This window comes from Vibrio sp. YT-16, from assembly GCF_033337405.1.
In the GTDB taxonomy this organism is placed as follows: Bacteria; Pseudomonadota; Gammaproteobacteria; order Enterobacterales; family Vibrionaceae; genus Vibrio; species Vibrio alginolyticus.
Genome location: NZ_JAWOQQ010000002.1, coordinates 245276 through 271361 on the forward strand (window position 1 = coordinate 245276; position 26086 = coordinate 271361).

The 26086-nt window shown below is 44.8% G+C and carries 6 protein-coding genes; 4 read left to right on the plus strand and 2 right to left on the minus strand.

Features of this window, described 5'->3' with window-relative positions; translation table 11 throughout:
• The first annotated feature begins 43 nt into the window (after positions 1–43).
• Positions 44–9670 (plus strand): Ig-like domain-containing protein, encoded by a 9627-nt coding sequence (locus R7F07_RS04530; protein ID WP_171342597.1) that lies wholly within the window; start codon positions 44–46, stop codon positions 9668–9670.
• 514 nt (positions 9671–10184) lie between these two features.
• Here R7F07_RS04530 and R7F07_RS04535 read toward each other — a convergent pair.
• On the minus strand, positions 10185–11588 hold the full coding sequence (locus R7F07_RS04535) for a PLP-dependent aminotransferase family protein (protein ID WP_054574689.1): 1404 nt from the start codon (positions 11586–11588) through the stop codon (positions 10185–10187).
• Between the two features lie 360 nt (positions 11589–11948).
• On the opposite strand from R7F07_RS04535, the gene ampC reads away from it, so the two are divergent.
• Positions 11949–13100 carry a class C beta-lactamase gene (gene ampC / locus R7F07_RS04540; protein ID WP_005373435.1) on the plus strand — a complete coding sequence of 384 codons (1152 nt, stop codon included), beginning with the start codon at positions 11949–11951 and terminating at the stop codon, positions 13098–13100.
• A 94-nt stretch (positions 13101–13194) separates the two neighbouring features.
• Positions 13195–13833 (plus strand): CatB-related O-acetyltransferase, encoded by a 639-nt coding sequence (locus R7F07_RS04545; protein WP_171342596.1) that lies wholly within the window; start codon positions 13195–13197, stop codon positions 13831–13833.
• Positions 13834–14172: 339 nt separating this feature from the next.
• On the opposite strand, the gene R7F07_RS04550 is transcribed toward R7F07_RS04545, so the two are convergent.
• Positions 14173–15147: a M23 family metallopeptidase gene (locus tag R7F07_RS04550; protein ID WP_053349235.1), complete on the minus strand. Its 975-nt coding sequence runs from the start codon at positions 15145–15147 to the stop codon at positions 14173–14175.
• Between the two features lie 253 nt (positions 15148–15400).
• Between R7F07_RS04550 and R7F07_RS04555 the strand changes: the two genes are divergently transcribed.
• Positions 15401–25942, plus strand: coding sequence for a tandem large repeat (locus R7F07_RS04555; RefSeq protein WP_318110448.1), 10542 nt, complete (start codon positions 15401–15403; stop codon positions 25940–25942).
• Positions 25943–26086 lie beyond the last annotated feature (144 nt).

A 26086-nucleotide genomic window follows, 5' to 3' on the forward strand; every position in this document is an offset into this window, starting at 1 on the left:
AACCCGGCCATGTTGATAAGGCCGTCATCTTCAGGAGAGGAAAATGAGATTACATCGTCAGGTTGCGATCGCAATTACAACAGCATGGGTGTTCTCAGCGTTTTTTTCCGGTGGAGCCTGGGCTGCACAGCAAACGATTAACTACTCTAATGGTTCAGGTTCCAATTTTAGTGAGGTGGAGACCGGCGTCACAGGGGGTATGCCCTCAGTCACTCTTACCAATGCAGGTACTGTATCTATGGTATTAGATGCGGGCACTAGCTCGGATGGCACTCCGTTTACTGGCCTAAATGACCTCGGATTTGTAGCTGGTGTTCTTTACTCAAATACCATGATTAATGAGTTCAACAATCGTGGCTTCCGCTTTTTTGAGAAATCAAGTACTAACTTCAGTTTCGACGAAATTACCTATATGCAGGGGTCGGCCCGAGACTCAGATAAAACGTATCAACTTGTGTTAACTGGCTTCTCTAATGATATTCAAACAGTGACCGAAACTGTCACCTTGCCAAAAGGTGGTGAAGCAAACTCAGGGTTACAGGACTTGTTTACCCTGACCCGTGGTACAGATTTTAATGATTCGGCATGGCAGGACGTTGATACAGTGACTATGGCGTTTACCCGAAGTCCGGGTGCTGACTCTCGTTATCTTATCAGAAGTATCAAGATTGATGACGCTGCGGTTTCAGACTCTACCGCGCCTACTTTTGTCAGTGCGAGCTCAACTCCCACTGATGATGCAACCAATGTTTCTGTTAGCAACAACATCGAGATTGCCTTCGATGAAAATATTGAGCTGAAGAGCGGCAATATTACCATTCGTAATGTTACCGACAGTCGCGACTTTGAAGTATTTAATGTTGCCACCGAAAGCGATGGCACAACAACATCACCAGGCGCTGGTCGCATCAGTGTTACCAACAATAAAGTTTACTTAAACCCAACCAGTGATCTGGCAGGGAACCGGACCTACGCCATTCATATTGAATCCAGTGCCGTGGCTGACAGCGCAAATAATAGCTTCGCTGGGATCAGCGATGATGCCACATTTAACTTTACTACGGTCGATACCACGCCAAATGCGCCATCTACACCCGATTTAGATGCTAGTTCGGATACCGGATCATTAAATACTGATAATATTACCAGTGACACTACTCCAACGTTTAGTGGGATTTCCGAGAGTGGATCGATCGTTACTTTATACAGTGATCAAGTCGGTGGAGGTGCAACGGTTATTGGCACAGGCACTGCTACTGGAGGAAACTGGCAGATAACAACCAATGAGTTGGCGTCTGGCATTACACATGCAATAAGTGCTAAAGCGTCTGATAGCGATGATAATGTTAGCTCGGCATCCAACGCGTTAAGTGTCACCATTGATACAATAGCACCATCCGCAGTGAGCATTACTACGCCGATTGAGGCTGACAGTATCGTCAACGCTGCAGAAGACAACGATGTGTTGATCGCTGGCTCCGGCGCGGAAGCAGGCAACAGCGTGACCGTGACTATCACAGACAATAACAGCTCTGTCAGTCGTACGGTGACGGCCGACAACTCAGGCAACTGGACGCTGAGCGGCAGCGAGCTGGATGTCAGTGGCCTGAACAATGGCACCCTGACGGTGTCTGCAACCCAAGCAGATATAGCAGGTAATATCTCCACCGCAGCTAGCCAGAGTGTTACCCTAGACAATGCAGCCCCATCAGCAGTGACCATCACCACGCCGATTGAAACCGATGGTATTGTCAATGCGGCAGAAGACAACGACGTACTGATTGCTGGCTCCGGCGCGGAAGTAGGCAACAGCGTGACCGTGACTATCACGGACAATAACAGTTCTGTCAGCCGTACGGTGACGGCCGATAACTCAGGCAACTGGACGTTGAGCGGCAGTGAGCTTGATGTAGGTGCGTTTAACAACGGTACCCTGACGGTGTCTGCAACCCAAGCAGATATAGCAGGTAATACTTCTACCGCAGCCACCCAGAGTATTACTCTGGACAATGCAGACCCATCTGCTGTAATCATCAATACGCCGATTGAAACTGATGGGATCGTCAATGCGGCAGAAGACAACGACGTACTGATCGCTGGCTTCAGTGCGGAAGCAGGCAATAGCGTGACCGTGACTATCACGGACAATAACAGCTCTGTCAGCCGTACGGTGACGGCCGACAACTCAGGCAGCTGGACGTTGAGCGGCAGTGAGCTTGATGTCAGTGGCCTGAACAACGGCACACTCATAGTTGCTGTGACGCAATCGGATACGGCGGGTAATACCTCCAGAGTGACCACCCAGAGCATTACCTTAGATAACGCCGCACCATCAGCTGTTACCATCACTACACCGATTGAAACCGATGGTATTGTTAATGCAGTGGAAGATAACGATGTGTTGATTGCTGGCTCCGGCGCGGAAGCAGGCAACAGCGTGACCGTGACTATCACGGATAACAACAGCTCTGTCAGTCGTACGGTGACGACCGACAACTCAGGCAACTGGACGTTGAGCGGCAGCGAGCTGGATATCAGTGGCTTGAGCAATGGCACCCTGACTGTGTCTGCAACCCAAGCTGATATAGCAGGTAATATCTCCACCGTAGCCACCCAGAGCGTAACCCTAGATAACGCAGCGCCATCCGCTGTTACCATTTCCACGCCGATTGCAATCGACGGTATCGTCAATGCGGCAGAAGACAATGATGTGCTGATTGCTGGCTCCGGCGCGGAGGCTGGCAATAGTGTGACCGTGACCATCACGGACAATAACAACTCAGTCAGTCGTACGGTGACGGCCGACAATACCGGGGCTTGGACGACTATTGGCAGTGAGTTTGATGTAAGTGCGTTTAACAACGGCACCCTGACGGTCGCGGCGAGCCAGAGCGATGCGGCGGGCAACACCTCCAGTATAGATAGCACAACAATTACGTTAGATAACGTGAGGCCAACTGTTTCTTTGAGCAGCTCAGACCTTGATTTGATCTCTGGCGAAACGGCGAGTATCACGTTCACCTTAAGTGAGTCCTCAAGTGACTTTACTGAGTCAGATGTCACCGTCACTGGCGGCAGTTTGTCTAACTTTGCGGGCAGCGGTGACAATTACACGGCCACCTTTACGCCGGATAGAGACAGTACAAGTACAGCGACGATTAACGTGGCGGCAGATTTCTTTACCGATGCTGCCGGGAATAGCAACACTGCTGCGCCTCAACTGTCTATAACCGTTGATAGTTTAGTGCCGAGTGTGACTATCTCCAGTGATAAATTGGCGCTGAAAGCGGACGAAACGGCGACCATTACCTTTACCTTAAGTGAAGCGTCGAGCGATTTTACCGAGGCGGATATCACGGTTAGTGGCGGTACTTTGTCTGGTTTTGCTGGCAGTAGTAGCAGCTACACTGCGACCTTTACACCAACGGAAGAGAGTGCGACGAGCGGTACTATTGAAGTTGCCACAGGCACATTTACCGATGCCTCTGGTAACACCAATAGTGCAGCTACACCACTTTCCATCAGCGTCGATACTGTGCTTCCAACCGTTAGTATCACTAGCTCCAGCGCTGCGTTGAAAGCGGGTGAAACGGCAACACTCACGTTTACCTTGAGTGAAGCCGCAACTGATTTTTCCGAAGCCGATGTGACCGTGGCTGGAGGAACTCTTTCTAACTTTGCGGGCGGTAGCGCCAGTTACACGGCTACCTTTACACCTGCAGAAGAAAGCACTGAGGATGCAACTATTGATGTTGCAGCCGAGAAATTTAGCGACGCAGCTGGCAACCTCAATACAGCAGCGACTCAGTTGTTGATCTCAGTGGATACGGGGATCCCGACTGGACATAGCATCAGCATTGATCAGGAGAGCATTAACAAAACCAACGAACAGGCGATGAGCTTTACCTTCGCAGCAGCTGAAGTGAACGCGATGTTCACTTATAGCGTGACCGACGGTACCACGACCATTGACGGCGCTAGTCAAACAATTTCTTCGGAGACCATGCAAGTAACGGGCATTGACGTCACTATTTTGCAAGAGGGGACGTTGACAGTAAGCGTGGTGGTAACCGATGCCGCAGGCAACGCATCTGATGCAGTGACGGATACTGTGACCAAACGCTACGATGTCGCGCCAACGGTAGTTGATGATAGCTTCTCGACTGAGGAAGATACGGCGAAACAATTTAATCTGTTAGCCAACGATTCCGATGTTAATGATGACATGGTCGCTTCTTCTACAACGATTAAAACGCAACCAATTAAAGGTCAGGTGTCGATCAGCAACGGCGTTGTTACCTATACGCCAAATAATAATGAGACAGGCACAGATAGCTTTACCTATACCGTGAAAGATGCCCTGCTGCAGGAGTCGCAAGAGGCGACAGTGACCGTCACTATCATGGCTATAAATGATGCGCCAGTCGCTAAAGCGCTGAACATCAACACCGACGAAGATACCGCAAGCGCAGCAGTCAGCGCGCGTAGTCAAGCGGAGGATGTTGAAGATGGCATCCCAACGGGTGATTTATCGTTAGTTAGTTTGCCTCAAAAAGGACAAGTAGCCATTGATCAAACTGTAGGCACTTTTGTATATACGCCGAATCCGAATGAAAATGGTAGCGATAGCTTTACTTACACGATCGCAGACAGTGAAGGCGGCGTTTCTCTTGCGGCCACGGTCAGCGTCAATATCGGTTCCGTCAATGACTCACCAGTAGCGGAGGAAGACAGTTTTACTTTTGATGAAGATATCACATCGACACTCGATATTTTAAGTAACGACAGTGATATTGAAGATGGGTCATTCACCCCGAGTAGTATTACCCTGCAAGATCTTGGTCAAGGAGAGGGGGTATACAGTTTTGCCACGGTCAGTGTCAATGTCGATGGGACCTTAAAGATTGTGCCAACAGCGAACGTTAATGGTCAACATAGCTTTACCTACATGCTAACCGATAGTGGTCAAGCAGTCTCAGTACCTGCAACCGTCACGCTCAATATTACGCCAGTGAATGATGCCCCCGTTGCTGTTGATAACAGTGCACAACTACTAGAGGGAGGCTCCTTCGAGGTCAATGTATTAGGCAATGATAGTGATGCCGATGTTGGAGACAGTTTTGAACTCACTAGTGTCACAGTCGTCGATACGCCAGCACATGGCAGTGTGAACGTGACGGCGTCAGGAGCGATTGTTTACAACCCCAATGAGAACTACTTCGGTGAAGATAGCTTCACCTATACGGTGGCAGACTTAGCAGGTGCTGTATCTAACGCCGCAACAGTGACCATGACAGTAACACCAGTCAACGACGCACCAATGGCGCAAGCACAGTCACAAACGCTTGATGAAGACAATAGTTTGGTGATCACGCTGGTTGGTTCAGATATTGATAACGATGATGACACTCTGCAGTATCTTATCACTGAGCAAGTCAGTCATGGCGTGCTAGAGCAGTTGACCAATAATAGTTGGCGCTATACACCAGAAGCGGACTTCAATGGCTCCGACTTCTTCTTGTTCAAGGTCAACGACGGTGATCTCGACTCGACAGAGGTTCGTGTCGATTTGACGGTTAATGCAGTCAACGATACACCAACCGCGACCGATATCAGTGCTACGGGAGAGGAAGAAATACCGCTGACCATTACTTTAAATGGTAACGATGCAGAAGGCTCATCTTTGAGCTATCAAATTGTAAAATCGCCAGTCAACGGTAATGTTACCGTCACAGGCAATCACGCGGTTTATACGGGTAACAGTAACTTCTTTGGTCAGGACAGTTTCACTTACAGCGTAAGTGACGGAGAACTTACCTCTGGAGTGGCGTTAGTGACCATCACGGTGAATAACGTTAATGACGCGCCAGTGATTACGGGTACCCCATCGGCGCAAGTTGATGAAGATAGTGTGTATCAGTTTGTGCCCGCGGCATTGGACAATGACCCAGCGGATACTCTGACCTACTTGATAGCTAACAAGCCACCTTGGGCTACATTTGACAAGACAACAGGAGCGCTTTCTGGCACGCCAAGTAACCGTTATGTGGGGACTTATCCAGGTATCGTGATTAGCGTATCCGATGGCTCTATTTCTTCCTCATTGTCAGCTTTTTCGATTACTGTGAATAACGTTAACGATGCACCCGTTATCTCTGGTTCACCAGCAACACAAGTGAATGAAGACAGCACCTATCTGTTCACGCCACAAGTGTCAGATGTTGACAGCCAAGCCTTCACCTTCAGTATCGTGAACAAGCCATCTTGGGCTAGCTTTGATGCATCAACAGGCACGCTTAGTGGTACACCAGATAATGGTGATGTTGGCAAATATCAGGGCATTGTTATCTCGGTTTCTGATGGTCTCACGACCACAATGCTCAATAGATTCAGTATTGTGGTTAACAATGTCAATGACGCGCCAGTGATCAGTGGCACTCCTGCTCTTACCGTCAACGAAGGCAGTACGTACCGCTTTGCGCTGCAGGCATCGGATGTTGATAGTAGTAGCTTGAGCTTTTCAATCCGCAATAAACCATCATGGGCAACCTTTGATAGAGCAACTGGGTTGCTAAGTGGTACGCCGGAAAATGAGCATGTTGGCAGCACCAATAATATTGTTATTAGTGTCTCAGACGGTGAGCTAAGCACATCTTTAGCAGCGTTTAGCATCACGGTAATCAACGTTAATGATGAGCCAGTGGCGGTTAATGATACCTATGTCTTTACCGAGAGTAACGATGGTAGCTACTTATTGGATGTACTCAGCAACGACAGCGATGTTGATCTAGATACATTACAACTGGAATGGGTTAAACCTACATCTGGAACGGCAACGATTGTGGGCAGTCAAATCCAATTGGTAACGACCTCAATTGGTACAGTGGCAGTGCAATACAGTGTGAAAGATGGTAACGGTGGAAAGGCCACCGCGAAAGCAATCGTGACAATTAAAAGTGCGAAATTGGACGCACCAACAATAGCCGCACCTTCAGATATCGAAGTGAACGCAACTTCGCTCTTTACTAAAGTTGCATTAGGCTCTGCTGTGGCACGAGATAGTACAGGCAAGCTATTACCTGTTTCATTGGTCGACAGCACGACCTTTTTCCGACCTGGAACTAATACGGTCTATTGGCGCACTCAAGACTCTGATGGAAACGTCGCTGAAGCTAGTCAAACGGTAACAGTGTATCCACTGATAAGTATCTCCAAAGATGCGCAAACCACGGAAGGCACCAATCATAGCGTATCGATACACCTTAACGGTCCTTCGCCGAGCTACCCAGTAATCATACCTTATACGGTTTCAGGAAGCACGGACAGTGATGACCACACGCTCACCTCTGGTGAAGTGGTGATACCTAGTGGTACCGAAGGCAAACTTTCGTTCGAACTACTTAATGATGGACAAAATGAGGGCGTTGAAACCTTAGTGATTGATCTGGACAGCACCCTTAATCTAGGTAGTAAGCGTCGTTACACCTTGACAATCTTTGAAGAGAATGTGGCTCCGAAGGTCACGGTAAGTGTATCTCAGGCGGGGGAGCAGCGGAGCCAAATTGAAAATGGTGTTGAACCGGTCACAATCACGAGCAGTGTTAGTGATGCCAATATGTCCGATATACACAGTTTCAGATGGAGTAGTGATAGCGATGTACTTAACCAAGCGATTGCGGGGCAGATGTACAGCGAAACATTGACTTTCTCTCCGCAATTACTGAGTTCAGCGATTTACAATTTGCAATTGACAGTTACTGACAATGGCACTCCACCATTATCAGTGACACGGAATGTCTATTTAGAAGTGGTACAAACATTGGCGGAGCTCGGGAGTGAAGACAGTGATGGCGACTTAATCCCGGATGATCAAGAAGGTCATAATGATAGTGATGGTGATGGTATCCCTGATTATCTTGATGCAATTTCTGACTGTAACGTAATTCAACAGGTTGTGTCAGAAAAAGATCGCTTCCTCATTGAGGGGCAGCCAGGTGTCTGTTTACGCAAAGGAATAACCATTCTGACTAACGCAACAGGAGGAGCTTTATTGCTGGATGAGGAGCTTCCTAAAGATATCAACATGAAGAGCATAGGGGGAATCTTTGATTTTGTAGTAACTAATTTGCCGCTGCCCGGCCAAAGCTATCAATTAGTTTTGCCTCAGCGTTTACCTGTTCCAACAAATGCAGTGTACCGAAAGTATAACGCTGAACAGGGGTGGATAGACTTTATTGAGGATGCTCAAAACACGGTTTCTTCTAGTGCTGGCGAGGCTGGTTATTGTCCGCCACCAGGGCACAGTTCATGGTCACAGGGTCTGACTGAAGGTGACTGGTGTGTACAACTTACCATTGAAGACGGTGGTCCGAACGATGATGACGGATTGGCTAATGGCAGTGTCGTTGACCCTGGCGTCGTTGCCGCTCGTGTAAGCAATAATACACTCCCTCAAGCGATTGACGACAATGCGTTTGTTAGTCTCAATGGTACGGTGACGATCGATGTATTGAGCAATGATGCTGATGCTGATGGGCTGAAGGTAAGTCGCGCTTCTGTAGATATTGGTAGTGTTAGTGTGGTTGATAACAAACTAAGTTATGTCACTCAACCACAGTACTACGGGGAGGCTTTGATCACTTATAGCGTAACGGATGGTAATGGTGGAACGGGATCGGCGAAGGTGACGGTAAATGTGGTAAACAGTCAGAATCCGAATGCGGTGGACGATAATATTACCACCGATGATCGTACCCCTGTCACGGTTTATGTCCTTGCTAACGATACCGATCCGGATAACGACACATTGAAGTTGGTTTCAGTCCAAGCGCAGTATGGGCAGGCGGTCATGAATGCAGATCAGAGCGTGACCTATACCCCTACCTCAGGGTTTGAAGGCAATGATGTGTTGACATATATCATTCAGGATAGCCAAGGCCTGCAAGACGCGGGGAAAGTTATAGTGACCGTTAAGTTGGTAAGAGATGTAAAGGTTGAAAATACTTCAGCAGGATCATTGGGTGGCATGGTGTTGATGCTTTTGATTTTGTTAGGAGCCATGCAACGTTATGGAAGAAACAGTGCTCTAGCACTAATTGCTGTGTTTAGTTTTAGTAGTCAAGCGGGCTGGTATGTTGATGTTCAAATGGGGTCAAGCCATGCAGATGAGCGTGATGCTGTTAAAGGTGATAACGTAATCTCTACTGACAACACCGGGTTCTATCGCTCTGTCGGGTTGGGATATACTTTTTCTGATCAATGGTCTGGAACTATTCGTTATATTGATATGGGTGAAGGTAGTGCTACATTGCGTAGTGCTACTACTTCACCAGAAGACTATCACGCCAATGTCGCATCTATAGCCCCACTCCTTGTTAAGGGCATGGGCTTCGACATCGGTTATAAGTTCTGGCAATACAATTCATGGTCCGCAAAACTGAGTTTGGGGGGCTTGTTCTGGGATACCGATATTGAAAGTACGTATCAAGGCAGCAAGATAACGACGGAAGTGGATGGTTTTGATGGATATATTGGTGCAGAAGTTGGCTACAACCTCTCAGATAATTGGGAGATCGGTGTCCAAGGCGCTCGTTATTTTTTACATGAAAATGATGTTGATATAATTGCGCTACAACTTCGTTATTTTTTTGAGCCGTTAGCAGCGTATTAACTTATGGTTTGGTATTTTTCGATAATTTATATTCCAATTGCTCATGAAGCGGTATGGTAAATCACTGGAGATTAATGTCGTGATTGTGCTCTTTATTATGTAGGTCAATAGTCTATAACAAATCCTTAATTACCTTGAAGTCTTTTCTTCTTTAACATCTAGCGAAAGATAGTGTTTTGATAGAGTGTTAAACAGAACTTACGGTTCGATATTAGAAAAATAAGGTTCATTGAATGCTCGATGTGAACTTAACTTAAAAGAAGATGATTTACGCAATAGGGTTGTTGGTAGTGCTGCAAATGTCAGCGTGATACGTCGCTTTACTTTGAACCTAGTACGTTTACAGTCGAAGAAATATAGTGTTGGGGCTGAAGCCAAACCAAGCGTGTCAGAGCGACACAGTTCGTATTGAACCCTTATTGGGTTGAAAAGCGTTCCACGCTGGCTGTCGCCCTGATGCTGATAACTGCGACGATAAATTGATACCGAGCAAAACGATAATTTTATATCTGTTTTAATCCAATATTGATTGAATAATATCAAATGCTTTTTCTATTTTTTGGGTAGGAATAATGCCAAATCCAAATAAGAGGGCATTAGAATGATTGTTGATAGAAAAATGCGATGATGGGTAAACCGCTACATTTGATGAAGCAAATTTATTCATCATTTGTGTCGCGCATCCCGATACTTCAGCTGCTATATGCAATCCACCTTGGCTTGGAATACGTTGTAAGCAATCTATGTTGTCAATTAATTGAGTTAGCTTATTATACCTTTCGCTGTAGATTTTATTCATATTGAGTAAATGGTGAGAGAAATGACCGTCACGCATGAATTCGTCAAGTAGGATTTGAGACACTACAGATGTACTTCTTCCCAAGTGCCATAACATATTTGAAATTGGCTCTATTAAAGACTTTGGCGGAATCATATAGCCAATGCGTATGCCGGGAAATAGTATTTTAGAGAAACTGCCTATCATAACGACGCAGTCATTTTTGTCTTGTGACTTGAGAGCTTTCTTACTGGTATTGAGATAGTGATATTCCGAATCATAATCATCTTCGATAATGATTGCGTTATTAACTTCTGCCCATCTCAGCAGTTCTAACTTCCTGTCAGCTGAGTAGCTAAAGCCTAAAGGGAACTGATGACTAGGCGTTGTATAAATAATTTTGGCATTAGAAGGGATTGATTCAACGACAACACCTTGGTCGTCCATCGGCACGGAGCCTATTTGCGCGCCAAGTAATCGAGCTTGATTTCGAAAAACAGGATATCCTGGATCTTCCGTCGACACGAGATCCCCGGGAGAGAGTAATGTAAGGAGAGTCGTCATTATTGCCTGCTGGCACCCTTGCGTAATGATGATGTCTTCAGGGTCACAGATTACGCCTCTCGAGTGTCTCACATACTCGCAGATAGACTCTCGTAAACAAGCTAACCCTTGCAAATCACCACCATGTGCAAACTCTGGAGTTAATGCATTGAGCCTACTCAGTCTTGAGTGTCGCCAAATATGCTTTGCTATTCTCTGATGATCAGGAACGCCTAAAGTGAAGTCATAGTCTAGATTCTTTGGTGCGATGATCTCTGGCTTCTTCGCTGCGTTAGTGCCAAACACCCCTAGTTGGTAGTGTTTTATTGGTCTCTTATCTTGATTCACCGTTTGTTCTAGAGCATTACTTACGTACGTGCCAGACCCTGCCTTTTTTACTATCCACCCCTCGAACTGAAGTCGCTCATACACTGAAATGACAGTGTTTCTTGCTATGCCTAACTTTTTCGACAGCATGCGAGTTGATGGTAATCTCTCATTTGATCGTAATCTGCCTTCTAATATCCCTTGGTATATCTCGGAGTAAAGTTGTTGGCTGGTGACTTTTCCAGTTTCGAAGTGTAGTGAAAATGGCATCGTTTTCTCTGTAGACGTTGAAAAGTGGTTCTAAAGCGTTGTGAGGATGTGGATCTGTATATACCAAGTATATCTACCTAGTATACCGTTATCGTGATATGGAGAAAGCGTAATTGAGTACACTATTTCCCCATTTTGGAAACGGATGTTACTTACATTCGTATCTAACCGTCCTACCTATCAACGGTGATCAGGTTTAGACCTGTTTATATCGCACTAAAAATTTGAAGACACAGTGTTATTCATCGAGGGTTAACGATTGGAGTTCTTCAAGTCAGGATTACTTTTATATAAAAAGTTAAAAGCCTTGGAATAAACTAGAAATTAATTATAAGTTAAAATTAAAAAATTGAGGGTTCAATGAAGTTAAACAATGCCTTGCTGGCCATTTTATCGCTCACTTCTTTCGTCACGTTTGCGAAAACGGAGTTAACGGTTAGCAGTCAATTAAAGAGCGTAGTTGATGAATGCGCTAAAGGATTAATCAACGAATACGACATTCCGGGGTTGGCTGTTGCAGTAACGATTGATGGTAAACGTTATTTTTATAATTACGGTTTGGCTGACGTAAGTAAGGGGAGTTTAGTCACCAACGACACAATTTTTGAACTCGGCTCTATCAGTAAAACTTTTGCTGCTACTTTGACTGGGTACGCCCAAGAAAAAGGTAAGCTAGACATGGATGACAAGGTCAAAGATTATATTCCAGAATTAGAGAATAGTGCTCTGGGTAATACCAAGCTAGTTAATGTCGCCACCTACACTGCAGGTGGTCTACCATTGCAATTCCCTAGCGAAGTAACGAACGACGCTGAAATGATGCAGTACTACAAAACGTGGAAACCGGAGTACGAAGCCGGTACTAAGAGGAAGTACTCAAACCCTAGTATTGGTCTATTTGGCTACATCGGTGCCTTGAGTATGAAGTCAGACTATACGGAAATGATGGAAACCGTCATCCTGCCTGAGCTCGGTATGACCAATACCTTTGTCGATGTACCAAAGGATAAGCTTAACAACTATGCTTTTGGTTATAGTTCTGAGGGAAAACCCGTTAGAGTTAATCCAGGTATTCTTGATGCACAAGCCTATGGTATTAAATCAACAAGCTTAGATATGCTTCAATATATCGAAGCAAATATGGGTCAAGCGCAACTTAATACTGATATAGAAAATGCGCTAGAGAGAACTCATACTAAGTATTTTGATACCGACACGTTTACACAAGCCGTAGGATGGGAGGGTTATGATTACCCCGTTTCACTTTCGCAATTATTGAAGGGTAACTCCAGCGATGTAATTCTCAAAGCTAAACCGGTTCAAGCAAGTGTATCTGGTACTCTCGGTCGTGACGTTTGGTATAACAAAACGGGCTCAACAGGTGGCTTTGGGGCATATGTCGCGTATGTACCCTCTGAAAAAATAGGCATAGTGATTCTGGCGAATAAAAACTACCCTAATGCAGAAAGAGTAGAGGCTGCTTACCATATTATTAGCTCAGTGGTGAAGTAAATTTTAGTGGTAATAGGCACTACGTAATTATTAGAGCTTATTTAGATACATACTATCTACAGTGTTTTATTAGATAGTATTTATAGGAGTATTCATGAAAACTAAGCATTGGTCTAAGGTGACTTTGCTACATGAAGTTGTTACGAACCCAAATATAACGATTAAAGGTAAACATAGTTATTACAGTGATTGTTGGGACGCCGGTTTTGAAGAGTCTGTTGTAAGATATCTACAAGGCGATGAGTTCAGCCGAGATTGGGAACCAAAATGGAAGATTGATAAGTTACATATAGGTGACTTTGTCTGTATTGCAGCGGGAGTTGTCATTGTTATGGGGGGAAACAGTACACATAGAGCTGATTGGTTCTCCTTGTACCCATTTATGGACTTTATTGAAGAAGCGTACGTCGGGAAAGGAGATACTCATATTGGCGATGGCGCCTGGCTCGGTATGCGATCCATGATAATGCCGGGTGTGACTATCGGAGAAGGAGCAATCGTTGCGGCAAACAGTGTGGTGACGAAAGATGTTGAGCCTTACAGCATGGTTGCGGGGTCACCAGCTAAGCATGTCAAATATCGCTTTTCTCGAGAGACGATAGACGAACTGCTTGCTCTTAGGATATATGATTGGCCTGATAAGAAAATCGACAGCCTGAAGAGATTTTTATGTTCAGACGATTTAGAAGGGCTGAGAAAGGCAAGCGCTGAATATGATAGAAACCACTCATAATCGTGACAGCGTCACTGTTTAGAAAGTAAGAAAGAGGTATTGTTGGGCCTCTTTGTATTAGATATCTAGCCAATACAATGAGTAATCATTTTATTCTTTTATTGATCTTTTACGTGAACATGATGGGGCGCGTACCATTTGCGTTCAAGAACAAGAGGACAACGTGTTTGGTAAAGGGGAAACCGATGGAATATCGGGAAATTATAATCATTAAGAGCCGCATGTAGCGGCTCTTAATGATCCTGAAATTGGTTAGTGGCGACAGACTACGAAGCGCTCAGAAGGTTACGAGGACTCGCTTCAGATAAATGAAGAAAGAGCGAATCGAAGTGGCTGTTGTTACCTATTTGACTGCTCATACCGTTGCCATTCCGCTGTTAACTCTGCTTTTTCTTTTCTCGCTGCAATCAGCATTTCTATATTTACGTCAGTGTTTGGGTGCCTTTGAATGTATCGCTCGTAATCAACCGGAACACCATTGATGTGCAGTTCAAGATGTAAATGCGGCCCTGTTGTTCTTCCTGTGTTACCCGTTTTCCCTATCACTTGTCCTCGGCTGATCTTCTCACCAACATGGACGTTGCGCTGAGATAAGTGTAGGTAGCGTGATACAGAGCCATTTGTGTGGCGGATATTAATGTAGTTGCCGGCAAAACGGTTGTAGCGGGACTTTAAAACGATGCCATCAGCAATACTACGAATCGGTGTACCTACAGGTGTGGCATAATCAGTGCCTAAGTGCGGAGTCGTTATATTGGTCACTGGATGTGTTCGCTTTAAGTCATAGTCAGAGCTCACTCTGTAGTTTTTATCAAAGGGTGAAGAAAACATGAACTGATTATTTATCGATACACCATGCTCATCAAATACGTTACCGTGACCATCATTGATAATAAATAAATCAGTTTTACTGCCTAAATAGTAAAAAGAACTAATGTAAGTTTCATTTTTACTATTTAATTTAGTTCTTAAGATAAAGTTATCACCTCTTTTAATAGAGTCAATAATATTAAACTTGCTTTTGATAAGTGCTAATAGCAAGTTGATCTCTTTTTGACTCACTCCTGATTTTAATAATGAAGCGACAAAAGAGTATTCAACAACACCGATAGTGATTTTTTGCCTACGAGTATTCTTATTAATTGGTGGCTGCACATTCTTACTTTCGAATTCTAAAGGCTTGATGGTAGGTAGTCTATCCACAGGAGTGAGGAAGTAGTGAGAAAGCGATACGCTAATCAATATGATTAACGCAGTAGTGATAAGGGCTACGGTAGGAGCTTGCACACTCCTTTTTATTATTAAAATAGTCATTAGTTTTGTTGATTTATCAATACTGACAGTTGTGCGTAGAGTATAATATTTTAAATAAAAACTAGCATTAAAGCATGAGTAATTCCTCTGTTTTAACTAAGTTAATAATTATAGGATGTGAGAATAATTTTAATAATTCAGTCAAAGTGACGGTTGGCTTGGTGTTTATGCCTATTTTGTTGGTGTTAATGTCACGTTGAGAAAATATTTTTCAATAATATAATCTCGGGAAAATATATTTTGCCAAATTACTATGTTCGCTAAAAATACGCTGAAATTAACATTAGGTCTTACGCTTACATCTCTTTTATTGAGTGCATGTGGTGGTGGTGATGGAGGAGACAACACACCTCCAGCTAGAAGCAAAGGAAGCATTTCCGGTATGGTGTTTGACGCCCCAGTCAATGGCGCCAAGATTGAGGTTTTCGAGTTCAAAAATGGAAACTTAGGTCGGAAGTTGGCTAACACAACGTCTGATGCCTTCGGAAACTATCTGCTAGAGTTTGAATCTTCGTCAATGCCTCTTTTTGTTGTTGCAAAAGAGGGGAGTTATACCGATCCGTTTACAAATGAAACGGTATCTGTGAGTAATGCGAAGACACTTAAATTTGAAGGTGTTGTGAACTTTAAAGAGGGGAGTGAGCAAAAGTTAATGCTTACTCCGCTGTCGAACTTGGCAGCAGGCTTGGCAAAGTACAAAATTTCTCAGGGGGCCACAGATGAGAGTGCCTTTTCAACCGCTTTGGATAGTATCAATAGCATGTATGGTTTTGACGTAAATGAGACCAAACCTATTGATATTACCAAAGGTGGGCAAAGCAGTTTTGCTAGTACTGGGCATCAATACGGTGCTTTATTAACAGCATACTCGTCTTACTCTTACGATCTTATAAAAAAATACGGCAACAGCGATAACGTCTACACTTCGATGCACTTCGCTGACATCCAATATCGGGATGTTATTGCAGATGGTGTTCTTGATGGTCTTGAAGTGAGCAAGACTTCAGGAGCAGTGACTCCCCTCAGCTTTGGACAGAAAAAGATAAACAGCGACGTTTACACACGTGACTTATCTCAGCACGTTTTGATCGTGGTAAACGACCCAAGTATCAATATTTCAGGTACTGATGCTGCCGACTATGTCGACTTTAGTAAGAAGCTTAATGACTTAGGTACATATGGCAGTACAGATGGCATCATTCCACCGCGAGATGGGACGGAGATTGATACCACAGCGCCTATCGTGACACGCATTGACCGTGATGTACTTGCAGGCACCGATAAAGTTGACCTAAAAATTGTTGATGATATCGGTGTAGAAGACGTATCCGCCTTTATTCAGTATCAGATTAATGGCTCTTGGTCTGGTGAATTTCAATGTAACGACATACAAGATTTTGGAAGCACATTCTGTTCGGTTGAATTTGATGATTTTGAAGTTGGCCTTCGAGAGACCAACGTTAAAGTTAACATTAATACTAAAGAGATCGATAGTGTAGATATGAACCCTGCCACAGGGCTCTCAAACGTAACAGCAGCACGGTTAGTCTTATATACAGCGGATGTACTGGGTAATGAGTTAATTCCAGGCAGCCATTCGGGTCTTCATATCAACTTTGAATGGGATAACGATGCGCCTGTTATCGATATTACATCGGCGAGTGCAATTAATAACCAACTTAAAGAATACGTTCTGAAAGGGGTTGTAAAAGAAAGCTCGCAAGAGATTAGTTCTGTCAGTATTTCATTTAAAGATGGCTTACATGAGGGCGTCACATGTTCTCCTGTCACTGTAGAGTCTGGAAATGCTTGTGAGTTTAGTAAGGCTTACCCAACTGATGAATTCCTATCTACGACGGTCTTTGAGGTTCGAGCGAAGGATAGCAAAGGCAATACGGGCTCTGCGCAGCATGCAGTAAGTCGTGACGATCAAGCGCCAGCACAGACGATAACCTATCCTGAAGGTACGTCAATGACGTACGTAAATGTGGGTTTAGATGGTGAACGAACCACTTACGATGGTATCTACTCTCAAGATACGTACACCCCAGACAATGTTCAAGCAAGCCGCGATTTCCTGAAGATTGACTATGCGTACGCAAGTTTAGGGATTCAGAGCTCATTAAAAGGGATAGATTTTAGTAACTTCAACGCTAATTTATTGAAAGAGAATAAAATCCCTTATGTTCGTGTGAAAGTATCAGACGTAAATACCGATACGGTTTTAGGCTCCAACGCTAATAAGCTAAAGCTCGTCGTCAAGTACTACGTAAGCCAAAACAACGATAACAACTACTCACTTCAGCAAGTTATTGATACAACGGCATCCGATGACGATTACATCGCAAAAATTCCGCACGAAACGCTGTTAGATAGCAATGGGCGAGTTGAGGATGTCATTTATTACATTCCATTTGTAAGAGATATTTTGGGTGACAGCTTTAAATCGGTATCAGAAAACAGTAGTCAAAAGTTAGTCATTCAAACCATCGATGAGTCTGATAACGAAAGCACTCCAAGAGAAGTATATTTTAGAAGTAGCTTTGACCTACCAACCATAAAAGTGGTGACACCATTTATTGGTGCGCGAGCTCAACTTGAAGGGTTGAGCCCAAGTGGTGAATTCACTTCACTTGCAAGTTGTACCACTATCCAGCAACTGGAAAGTGACCAGTCCATGGCTCTTGACGTAGCGAGCTGTGAAACCACAACTGACGTAGTGAATTATGATTTCATGCGTGTTCGTTTAATTGGTATCGAAGGCAGTGAGCCATACTATTACCAATGGAAAAGAGATCCAGGGACCAAGAAAGTTACGGTTGACTTAAACAAGGCCAATATTGGTGTGTATTTTAAGCTCAAAGGTTCTCAAACTTACTATATTACTGAACTATCGACATATCAGACTGGTTTGTTTGATTTCCAGTGGGATCAAGTGACAGCGGGAGAGAAAACTTCAGAACGTGCGATTCAAATTCTTGATGAGGTGCGCTACGCGTTATCAGGTACGAACAACAACTCATTCTTTGGGTTTGACCCAACGGTTGTGCCTTATGCAACCAATGAAATGCTTACGACTAAAGCGATTCCAGACAAGCCATCAAATGACTATCTACACCGATTCCTTGTTGAAGCAATTGATAGTATTGCCGAGAGAATGCCAAGAAATAACTCATTAGATTTTGCATCTGCTATTTACGATGATTTTAGCTACGATGGAAAAGCAAATGGTGTAGGGGCAGGAGGAAGTCAAGTTACGCTCGATTCTTACACGTTTGGCGCTGAAACTTACCGAAAAGACCTGGCGCAATCCTATTATGAAATCATGGCGAGCAAATACGGTATTGAGACCAATATCGCGCAGCTCTATGCTGATGATATTTCGATGGCTAATCCTGACTTAAATGGTAAGAACATTTTTGATACAGAGGGTAGCAGTATCGATACCTTGCCTCCGCAGCCAAAATTAACCATTGAAAGCGGCAGAGAGACGATGGTTGGTAATAGGCTTTATATCGCTGGCGAGGTTGTTTCTAAAATTGTCCTAGACGATCCTTCTGGTATTGTAGGAACCGACGCTTACGGCCCGAAGTTTAGCACGATGTGGTATCAAGCTAATGAGCCAAATATTGAAATACCACTGGACATCAACATCGTAGAAAACTCAGGCAGCAGCAATGCTTATCGAAAAGAGTACTTCTTCACCCTCAACTCCCAGTCTAGTGAACTAAAAGACATTATAGAGTTTGCCGTGGAGACCAGTGCTATGGACCCACATGGCAATGCGTATGGTTATAATGGTAAATCTCCGTTTATAGAATCGGTGTTTATTGATAACGATTTCCCTAAGGCCAGTTATCTTCCACCGAATGATGTCGATGGTAAACCTGTAGAAAACGGTATTTATTTAAATGCGAACAATACTCATGAATTAACCTTCAAGGTTGAGGATATTGTTGGTGATAAGCTTGCCTCGAGGGGCCTTGTTTTCTACCAGCAAACCGGTGAAAAAGTAACATACACACCAGAAAACTTTGCAACTAACTCAAAAGACGCGTTTAAAGTCAAACTATGTACGGGCGAGATTTGTTCAAATCAAGGCTCTACGATTTATCCTGGTGATGGAGATTGGTTAGTTGTTGCCGCAGCAGAGGACAACTTAGGTAACTCCGTTTCAGAGTTAACTAGCACCGCTCCGAGATTCAATATTCGTATCGACTCTGAAGCTCCTATTGTAAAAAGCGAGCAGGTTCAAAGCCGTTTAGGCGGTAATAACCAATGGACACCTGTCATTGATTGGGGGACGTTAAGCTCTGGCAATAACGTAAAAATAGATCTGCGCCGCGGATCTGGTCAGGCTCTGACATTAGAAAGCTGTGACCCTCTAACAGAGGCGTGTGACGTACCATACCTAGTTGGTGAACAGCCTGACGTCAAAGTCCAACTGGTTTCAAAAGCATTTGATTACGATGAATGGAATGAATTTTACGTCACTGCGACGGACAACGCTTACCCTGCCAATGTCAGCACAACAGGGAAATTCACCTTCCAAGTCGATAACAAAGGCCCTGAAATCATCCTAAATACGCCTTGGGTTGAAGACACATTGTCTAAAGAGAACTATGTCATAGGGCGTGAGTTCAATGTGCGATTTAAATCCGTAATAGACGATTCAGACCTTGAGCAAGTCTCGCTGTATCAAAGTGGTAAAGATTCGCCAATTAAGACAATTGTGCCAACGGATTCATCTAAAGAGTTTGTCATGTCTCTTATCAAGAGTGACACAGATAAAATAGACATTTCTGAAGATGAAAAAACAACGTCATTGTATGTAAAAGCAACCGATATTTATGGTTTTGAGTCTAGTTCTAACACGCACAAGGTTATTCTTGATCGTGATGGACCAACATTAGGATTAAGTGGTTTCAATGCGAATGACTACTACTTAGGTAACTATGTCTTTGACCTAACGGCGCTAGACCTAAATGCAAACGGTGATGTTTCAATTAATGGTGTCAATCGAGAAAGCCTAGAGTATTGGACGTTTAGCGATCTGGAGCCATTACCTGGCTCTCCAGGTAAAAAAATCAATGAAGATCTCAAAGTGAGTCTTGGTGATTTAGGTTCGGGTACACACAAGATTCGTTTAAAAGGGTCTGATGTTCGTGGCAACACAACCTTAACCAGTGATGAGCAAGATTTTACCGTCAAAGTATACAACTCAATCCCGCAGGTGACGCTGGCGATGAGTTACACGGATGGAACGCCAATTACAAACAACACCATCTATCAAGATGGGAATATCGTACTTACGCTTGATATTGTTGATGATAGTGGCGTTGATCGAATTGACTCAACGTATAGATTCTCTGGAGAGCAAAACGGGACTAACTTTACGTTCTCAGAAACTGCAGATGGCACTTGGACGGCAACGTTGCTTTCTACACAAATTGCCAAAGATGGTAATTATGAACTTGATATCAAGGTTTATAACAAAGTTCGTTACCTTGATGAAAAAGACCGAAAGGTTGGAAAAGTAAACCAAACCTTTAGCGTACAGCGTGAAGGCGTGGTTCTAACAGTTGAAAGCCCGCTGGACTTCCAAAATTACTTATCTGATGGTGTTCTTGATGTCACCTTTACTACATTGAGTGCGGTCAAAGCCAAAACGTTAGAGTGTTGGGTTCGTGAAGAATACAACTCTCTAGATGCGCCACCAACTAATGAGCAACCAACTTCTGGTGTTATCAACGTATCGCAAGAACCTTACAGTTGTAGTGTCAATGTTGGGCAAAACATGACCAAAGCACCTGTTACTTTGATCACTAAAACCTTGGGTACAAATGGGCGTGAAACGATCAACAAGTTCAATTTCTCGATGGTGGATATTGATGCACCGACAGTCGTAGATGGTAACTCATACAGTTTTAAAGGAAGTGATGTTTGGTTTGATGAAGCTTTGAAGAAGAAGATGCTCACATTTGAGCTCTCTTTTAATGATGCTTTATCAGGCGTGAATACCGAAAGTTCAGATGAATATCCAAAGTTGGTTCGTAATCTTGGCAACAAAGCTTATACACCAACGACTTGTGCCAAAGGTGTTGGAAATATCAAGTGTACGTATTCTGAATCGTATGCCGATATTATTGATGGCCTGAGTACAACTCAAGAATACAAAATCAAGAACTTATCTGATTTAGCAGGAAACTTGACGCCAGAGCACGATCTACTGCTTGAATTACCTAAAGGTTCGGTAGTCGTCGAAATTACTGATCCGGTCGGAAACACAACCATTAATGGTCAGCAGCTTGTCGCCAAATTCAGAATTAAGCTGTATGAAAACTCTAGACTAGACAATGTGATGGCCAGGTTTGGAACGGAATCCTACAACTATAAAGATAATCCGGAGAAGTTTGCACAATTAGAGGTGTGTGCAGATGACCCAACCTACAAGTGTTCAACATTTACAAGTGAACTTCCTAGCGATGCGGATGGAAAAACGATCAGGACAACGATTACCGCAACGGATGTGTGGTCGAGAGTCGGTGAAGCGACCGTTGATATTAAAGTTGACAACACACCTCCAAGTGTTGGCGATGAGATTATCGTAACCGAATCGCCAACAAATCCTGATAATGTTCGTTTTCGTTTCGACATAACGGACACTGGTAGCAGCCTGGCAACAGTAAACTATTCGGTTTTAAACCCAAGCCATCAAGAAGAAAGAGTAGAGGATGGGAACGGTTCATCTACGTACTTTGAACTACCGAAATCTCAGTTAGAGGGGCGTGGTTCAATCACGGTTGATATCAAAGCGACAGATAGCGTCGGACTGTATTCTGATATCAGAAAAGTCATTGATATTAGTGTTCCTAAAGTCACAGTTGATTTCGATGGAATTACGAGTTTGCAGGGTGGCAAACTGTTTTTAACCAAGGCGAGCCAGCCGTTTACGGTATCTACGGTGGAAGGAGAAAGAGTGAAAGCTTCACAATATTCTGTGGAGCTTATTCCAAGCCTCGGTGATTCCTTGCGTTACTCAGGTGATGTTATCTCTTCTAGTGGTAATGGAATGATGAACTTTGCCGTCGATAACCAAGGGGCATATACCCTTAAGGTGACGGTGACGGACTCAGTTGGAAGAGAGAATACAAGCTTTGAATTACTAGGCAAAAGTTATGATGGACAAGTGATCGAGTCTATTGTTGATTATGACGCTCCAAGTATTTCTGGCTTAAGTGCTAATCAAATCTCTAAGGTGCCGACAAACGATAAGTATCAACTAGAAATTAGTGCATACATTACAGATAAAAATTTAAATCTCGTCACGTCAAAAGCGGTGAGTGGTGGCAGCACTGTGGCTCCTCAAGCGATTACTGAGCCGACAACTGAAGCGGGGCCTTATGTTATAAGCTATTTGTTACCGAAAGGCGAGCATACGATCACGGTGGCAGCAACAGACAAAGTGGATAATAAGAACGAGAGCTCTATTGACGCACATGTGGAAGCTGCAACCGTTCCCGGGCTAAGTATATCTACTGCTTCAAGCGCCCCTCTTTTTGGAGGTGAAGAGATTACACTTACGTTTAACTTTACAGAAGAAGTTACTAACTTTGATATCTCAGATGTCCACCTTGTCGCTAGTGATAACGGCGCAACAGGAACGTTAAAGCAAGATACGTGGTCCACGTCAGACAACGTTACGTGGACGGTTAATTACATCAGTCCAGAAAAGCAAGATAAAAACATAACAATACAGGTAGAGGATGATAGCTACCAAAGTACCAACACCATTCCTGGAAAAGGAAGCAGTTTAAATATCGCGGTTGAAGGAACCTTACCAAAACTGACCAATGTGACATTTAACCCTGAGCATCAGAGCGTGGGGCAAAGCGTGAGTGTCTCGCTTGAGTTTGATAAAGAGCTCCAAGAGGCGACCGCTACGCTTGGCGGCAATCGCATTAGTTCTCTATCAGCAACGGTAGATAAAAAGGTCTGGGTTGGTGATGTACAAGTTCCGAGCACCGCGCTGTTAAGTGTCGACTTGGTTGTTAGTCAGTTTAAAGATTTGACTGGCAACATAGGTGAGGATAACACCGCTCACGAATTGCCGATCACGCCAACCTTAGCTATTACGCCAGTGGGCAATGTGGATGAAACGCATGCCACCAAGCTACAATTCGAAGGTACGTCGACACGTTTTGATGGCCAGTCCCTGCGTCTTGAAGTGAAAGCCCAAGGCGGCGCGACGGTATTGAAAAGCAGCAGCGCAACGGTACAAGCCGGTGGCACTTGGACCAGTGACGCGATTGATATGAGTCATCAAACCAATGGCACTTACATCGTGATGGTGACGGGGACGAACTCAGCGGGCATTGAAGTGAGTGAAAGTCAGAGCTTTACACTGGCGCAATCTCTGCCAACACTGACTAACGTGACGTTTACGCCTGAGCACCAAGCCATCGGCCAAAGCGTGACGGTGACGCTGGAATTCGATAAAGATCTGCAATCCGCCGCAGCGGAGTTAGGTGGCACGACGATCACTTCATTAGTGGCAACCGCGGACCCAAGTGTTTGGACTGGTGATGTGGTGGTACCAAGCACGTCAGAGCTGAATGTGACGTTGCTTGTTCGTGACTACCAAGACTTCTCAGGGAATACCGGTAGCCAGAACACGGCTTACTCCATGCCGATCACGCCAACTTTAGCTATTACGCCAGTGGGTAATGTGGATGAAGCGCATGCCGCCACGCTACAATTTGAAGGTACGTCGACACGTTTTGATGGTCAGTCCCTGCGTCTTGAAGTGAAAGCCCAAGGCGGCGCGACGGTATTGAAAAGCAGCAGCGCAACGGTACAAGCCGGTGGCACTTGGACCAGTGACGCGATTGATATGAGTCATCAAACCAATGGCACTTACATCGTGATGGTGACGGGGACGAACTCAGCGGGCATTGAAGTGAGTGAAAGTCAGAGCTTTACACTGGCGCAATCTCTGCCAACGCTGACTAACGTGACGTTTACGCCTGAGCACCAAGCCATCGGCCAAAGCGTGACGGTAACGCTGGAATTCGATAAAGATCTGCAGTCCGCCGCGGCGGAGTTAGGTGGCACGACGATCACCTCATTAGTGGCAACCGCGGACCCAAGCGTTTGGACTGGTGATGTGGTGGTACCAAGTACGTCGGAGCTCAATGTGGCGTTGCTTGTTCGTGACTACCAAGACTTATCAGGGAATACCGGTAGCCAGAGCACGGCTTACTCCATGCCGATCACGCCGACCTTAGCCATCACGCCGGTGGGCAGTGTGGATGAAACGCTTGCCGCCACGCTACAATTCGAAGGCACGTCGACACGTTTTGACGGCCAGTCCCTGCGTCTTGAAGTGAAAGCCCAAGGCAGCGCGACGGTACTAAAAAGCAGCAGTGCAACGGTACAAGCTGGTGGCACTTGGGTCAGTGACGCAATGGATATGAGTCACCAAACCAATGGCACTTATACTGTGATGGTGACGGGGACGAACTCAGCGGGCATTGAAGTGAGTGAAAGCCAGAGCTTTACACTGGCGCAGTCTCTGCCAACGCTGACTAACGTGACGTTTACGCCTGAGCACCAAGCCATCGGCCAAAGCGTGACGGTAACGCTAGAATTCGATAAAGATCTGCAATCCGCCGCAGCGGAGTTAGGTGGCACGACGATCACCTCGTTAGTGGCAACCGCGGACCCAAGTGTTTGGACTGGTGATGTAGTGGTACCAGACTCGTCAGAGCTGAATGTGGCGTTACTAGTTCGTGACTACCAAGACTTATCAGGAAACACCGGTAGCCAGAACACGGTTTACTCCATGCCGATCACGCCGACCTTAGCCATCACGCCAGTGGGCAATGTGGATGAAACGCATGCCGCCACGCTACAATTCGAAGGTACGTCAACACGTTTTGATGGTCAGTCCTTGCGTCTTGACGTGAAAGCCCAAGGCAGCGCGACGGTACTAAAAAGCGGCATTGCGACAGTACAAGCCGGTGGCACTTGGACCAGTGACGCGATTGATATGAGTCACCAAACCAATGGCACTTATACCGTGATGGTGACGGGGACGAACTCAGCGGGCATTGAAGTGAGTGAAAGCCAGAGCTTTACACTGGCGCAGTCTCTGCCAACGCTGACTAACGTGACGTTTACGCCTGAGCACCAAGCCATCGGCCAAAGCGTGACGGTGACGCTGGAATTCGATAAAGATCTGCAATCCGCCGCAGCGGAGTTAGGTGGCACGACGATCACCTCCTTAGTGGCAACCGCGGACCCAAGTGTTTGGACTGGTGATGTGGTGGTACCAAGCACGTCAGAGCTCAATGTGGCGTTGCTTGTTCGTGACTACCAAGACTTATCAGGGAATACCGGTAGTCAGAACACGGCTTACTCCATGCCAATTACACCGACAATACACCTAGACGTTATCAACGATGTTACTGGAGTGGAAAGCGTGACAGTAAGTGGTAGCAGTGAACGGTTTGAAGATGGTGAGTTCATAGATATTAAAGCAGTCGACGCTGATGGTACAGAAGCCACAGGCATGGCTACCGTGCTTTCAGACTCATGGACAACTGATTTAGATCTTTCAGGACTGAAGGAGGGGGTAGTGACGATTTATGTAAATGGTACCAACAAGCTTTCCGCCTCTGCCGAAGAGGCTCAAGCAACATTTAACTATGATCGTTTCGCAAGTACAGCCTCCTTAGGTTCTGTTTACAACCGATATTTTAGTGAGAACAAAACTTTAAAAAATGCGGCATAAATAAAGCGAGCGTTTAGCTCGCTTTATTTCTTTGGGATTTTTTGTGATATTTATCAAAATAATTGCCTTTATTGATAAGTTACTCGAATTAATGAATCGTCTTAATACAAGGCTGAATAACTATAATAACTAGGCCAATGTTGC

What these genes read in the sequence shown, in the direction of transcription:
- R7F07_RS04555 (WP_318110448.1), top strand. Translation starts at nt 15,401, where the DNA reads ATGTTCGCTAAAAATACGCTGAAATTAACATTAGGTCTTACGCTTACA.
- R7F07_RS04545 (WP_171342596.1), top strand. Translation starts at nt 13,195, where the DNA reads ATGAAAACTAAGCATTGGTCTAAGGTGACTTTGCTACATGAAGTTGTT.
- ampC (WP_005373435.1), top strand. Translation starts at nt 11,949, where the DNA reads ATGAAGTTAAACAATGCCTTGCTGGCCATTTTATCGCTCACTTCTTTC.
- R7F07_RS04530 (WP_171342597.1), top strand. Translation starts at nt 44, where the DNA reads ATGAGATTACATCGTCAGGTTGCGATCGCAATTACAACAGCATGGGTG.
- R7F07_RS04550 (WP_053349235.1), bottom strand. Translation starts at nt 15,147, where the DNA reads ATGACTATTTTAATAATAAAAAGGAGTGTGCAAGCTCCTACCGTAGCC.
- R7F07_RS04535 (WP_054574689.1), bottom strand. Translation starts at nt 11,588, where the DNA reads ATGCCATTTTCACTACACTTCGAAACTGGAAAAGTCACCAGCCAACAA.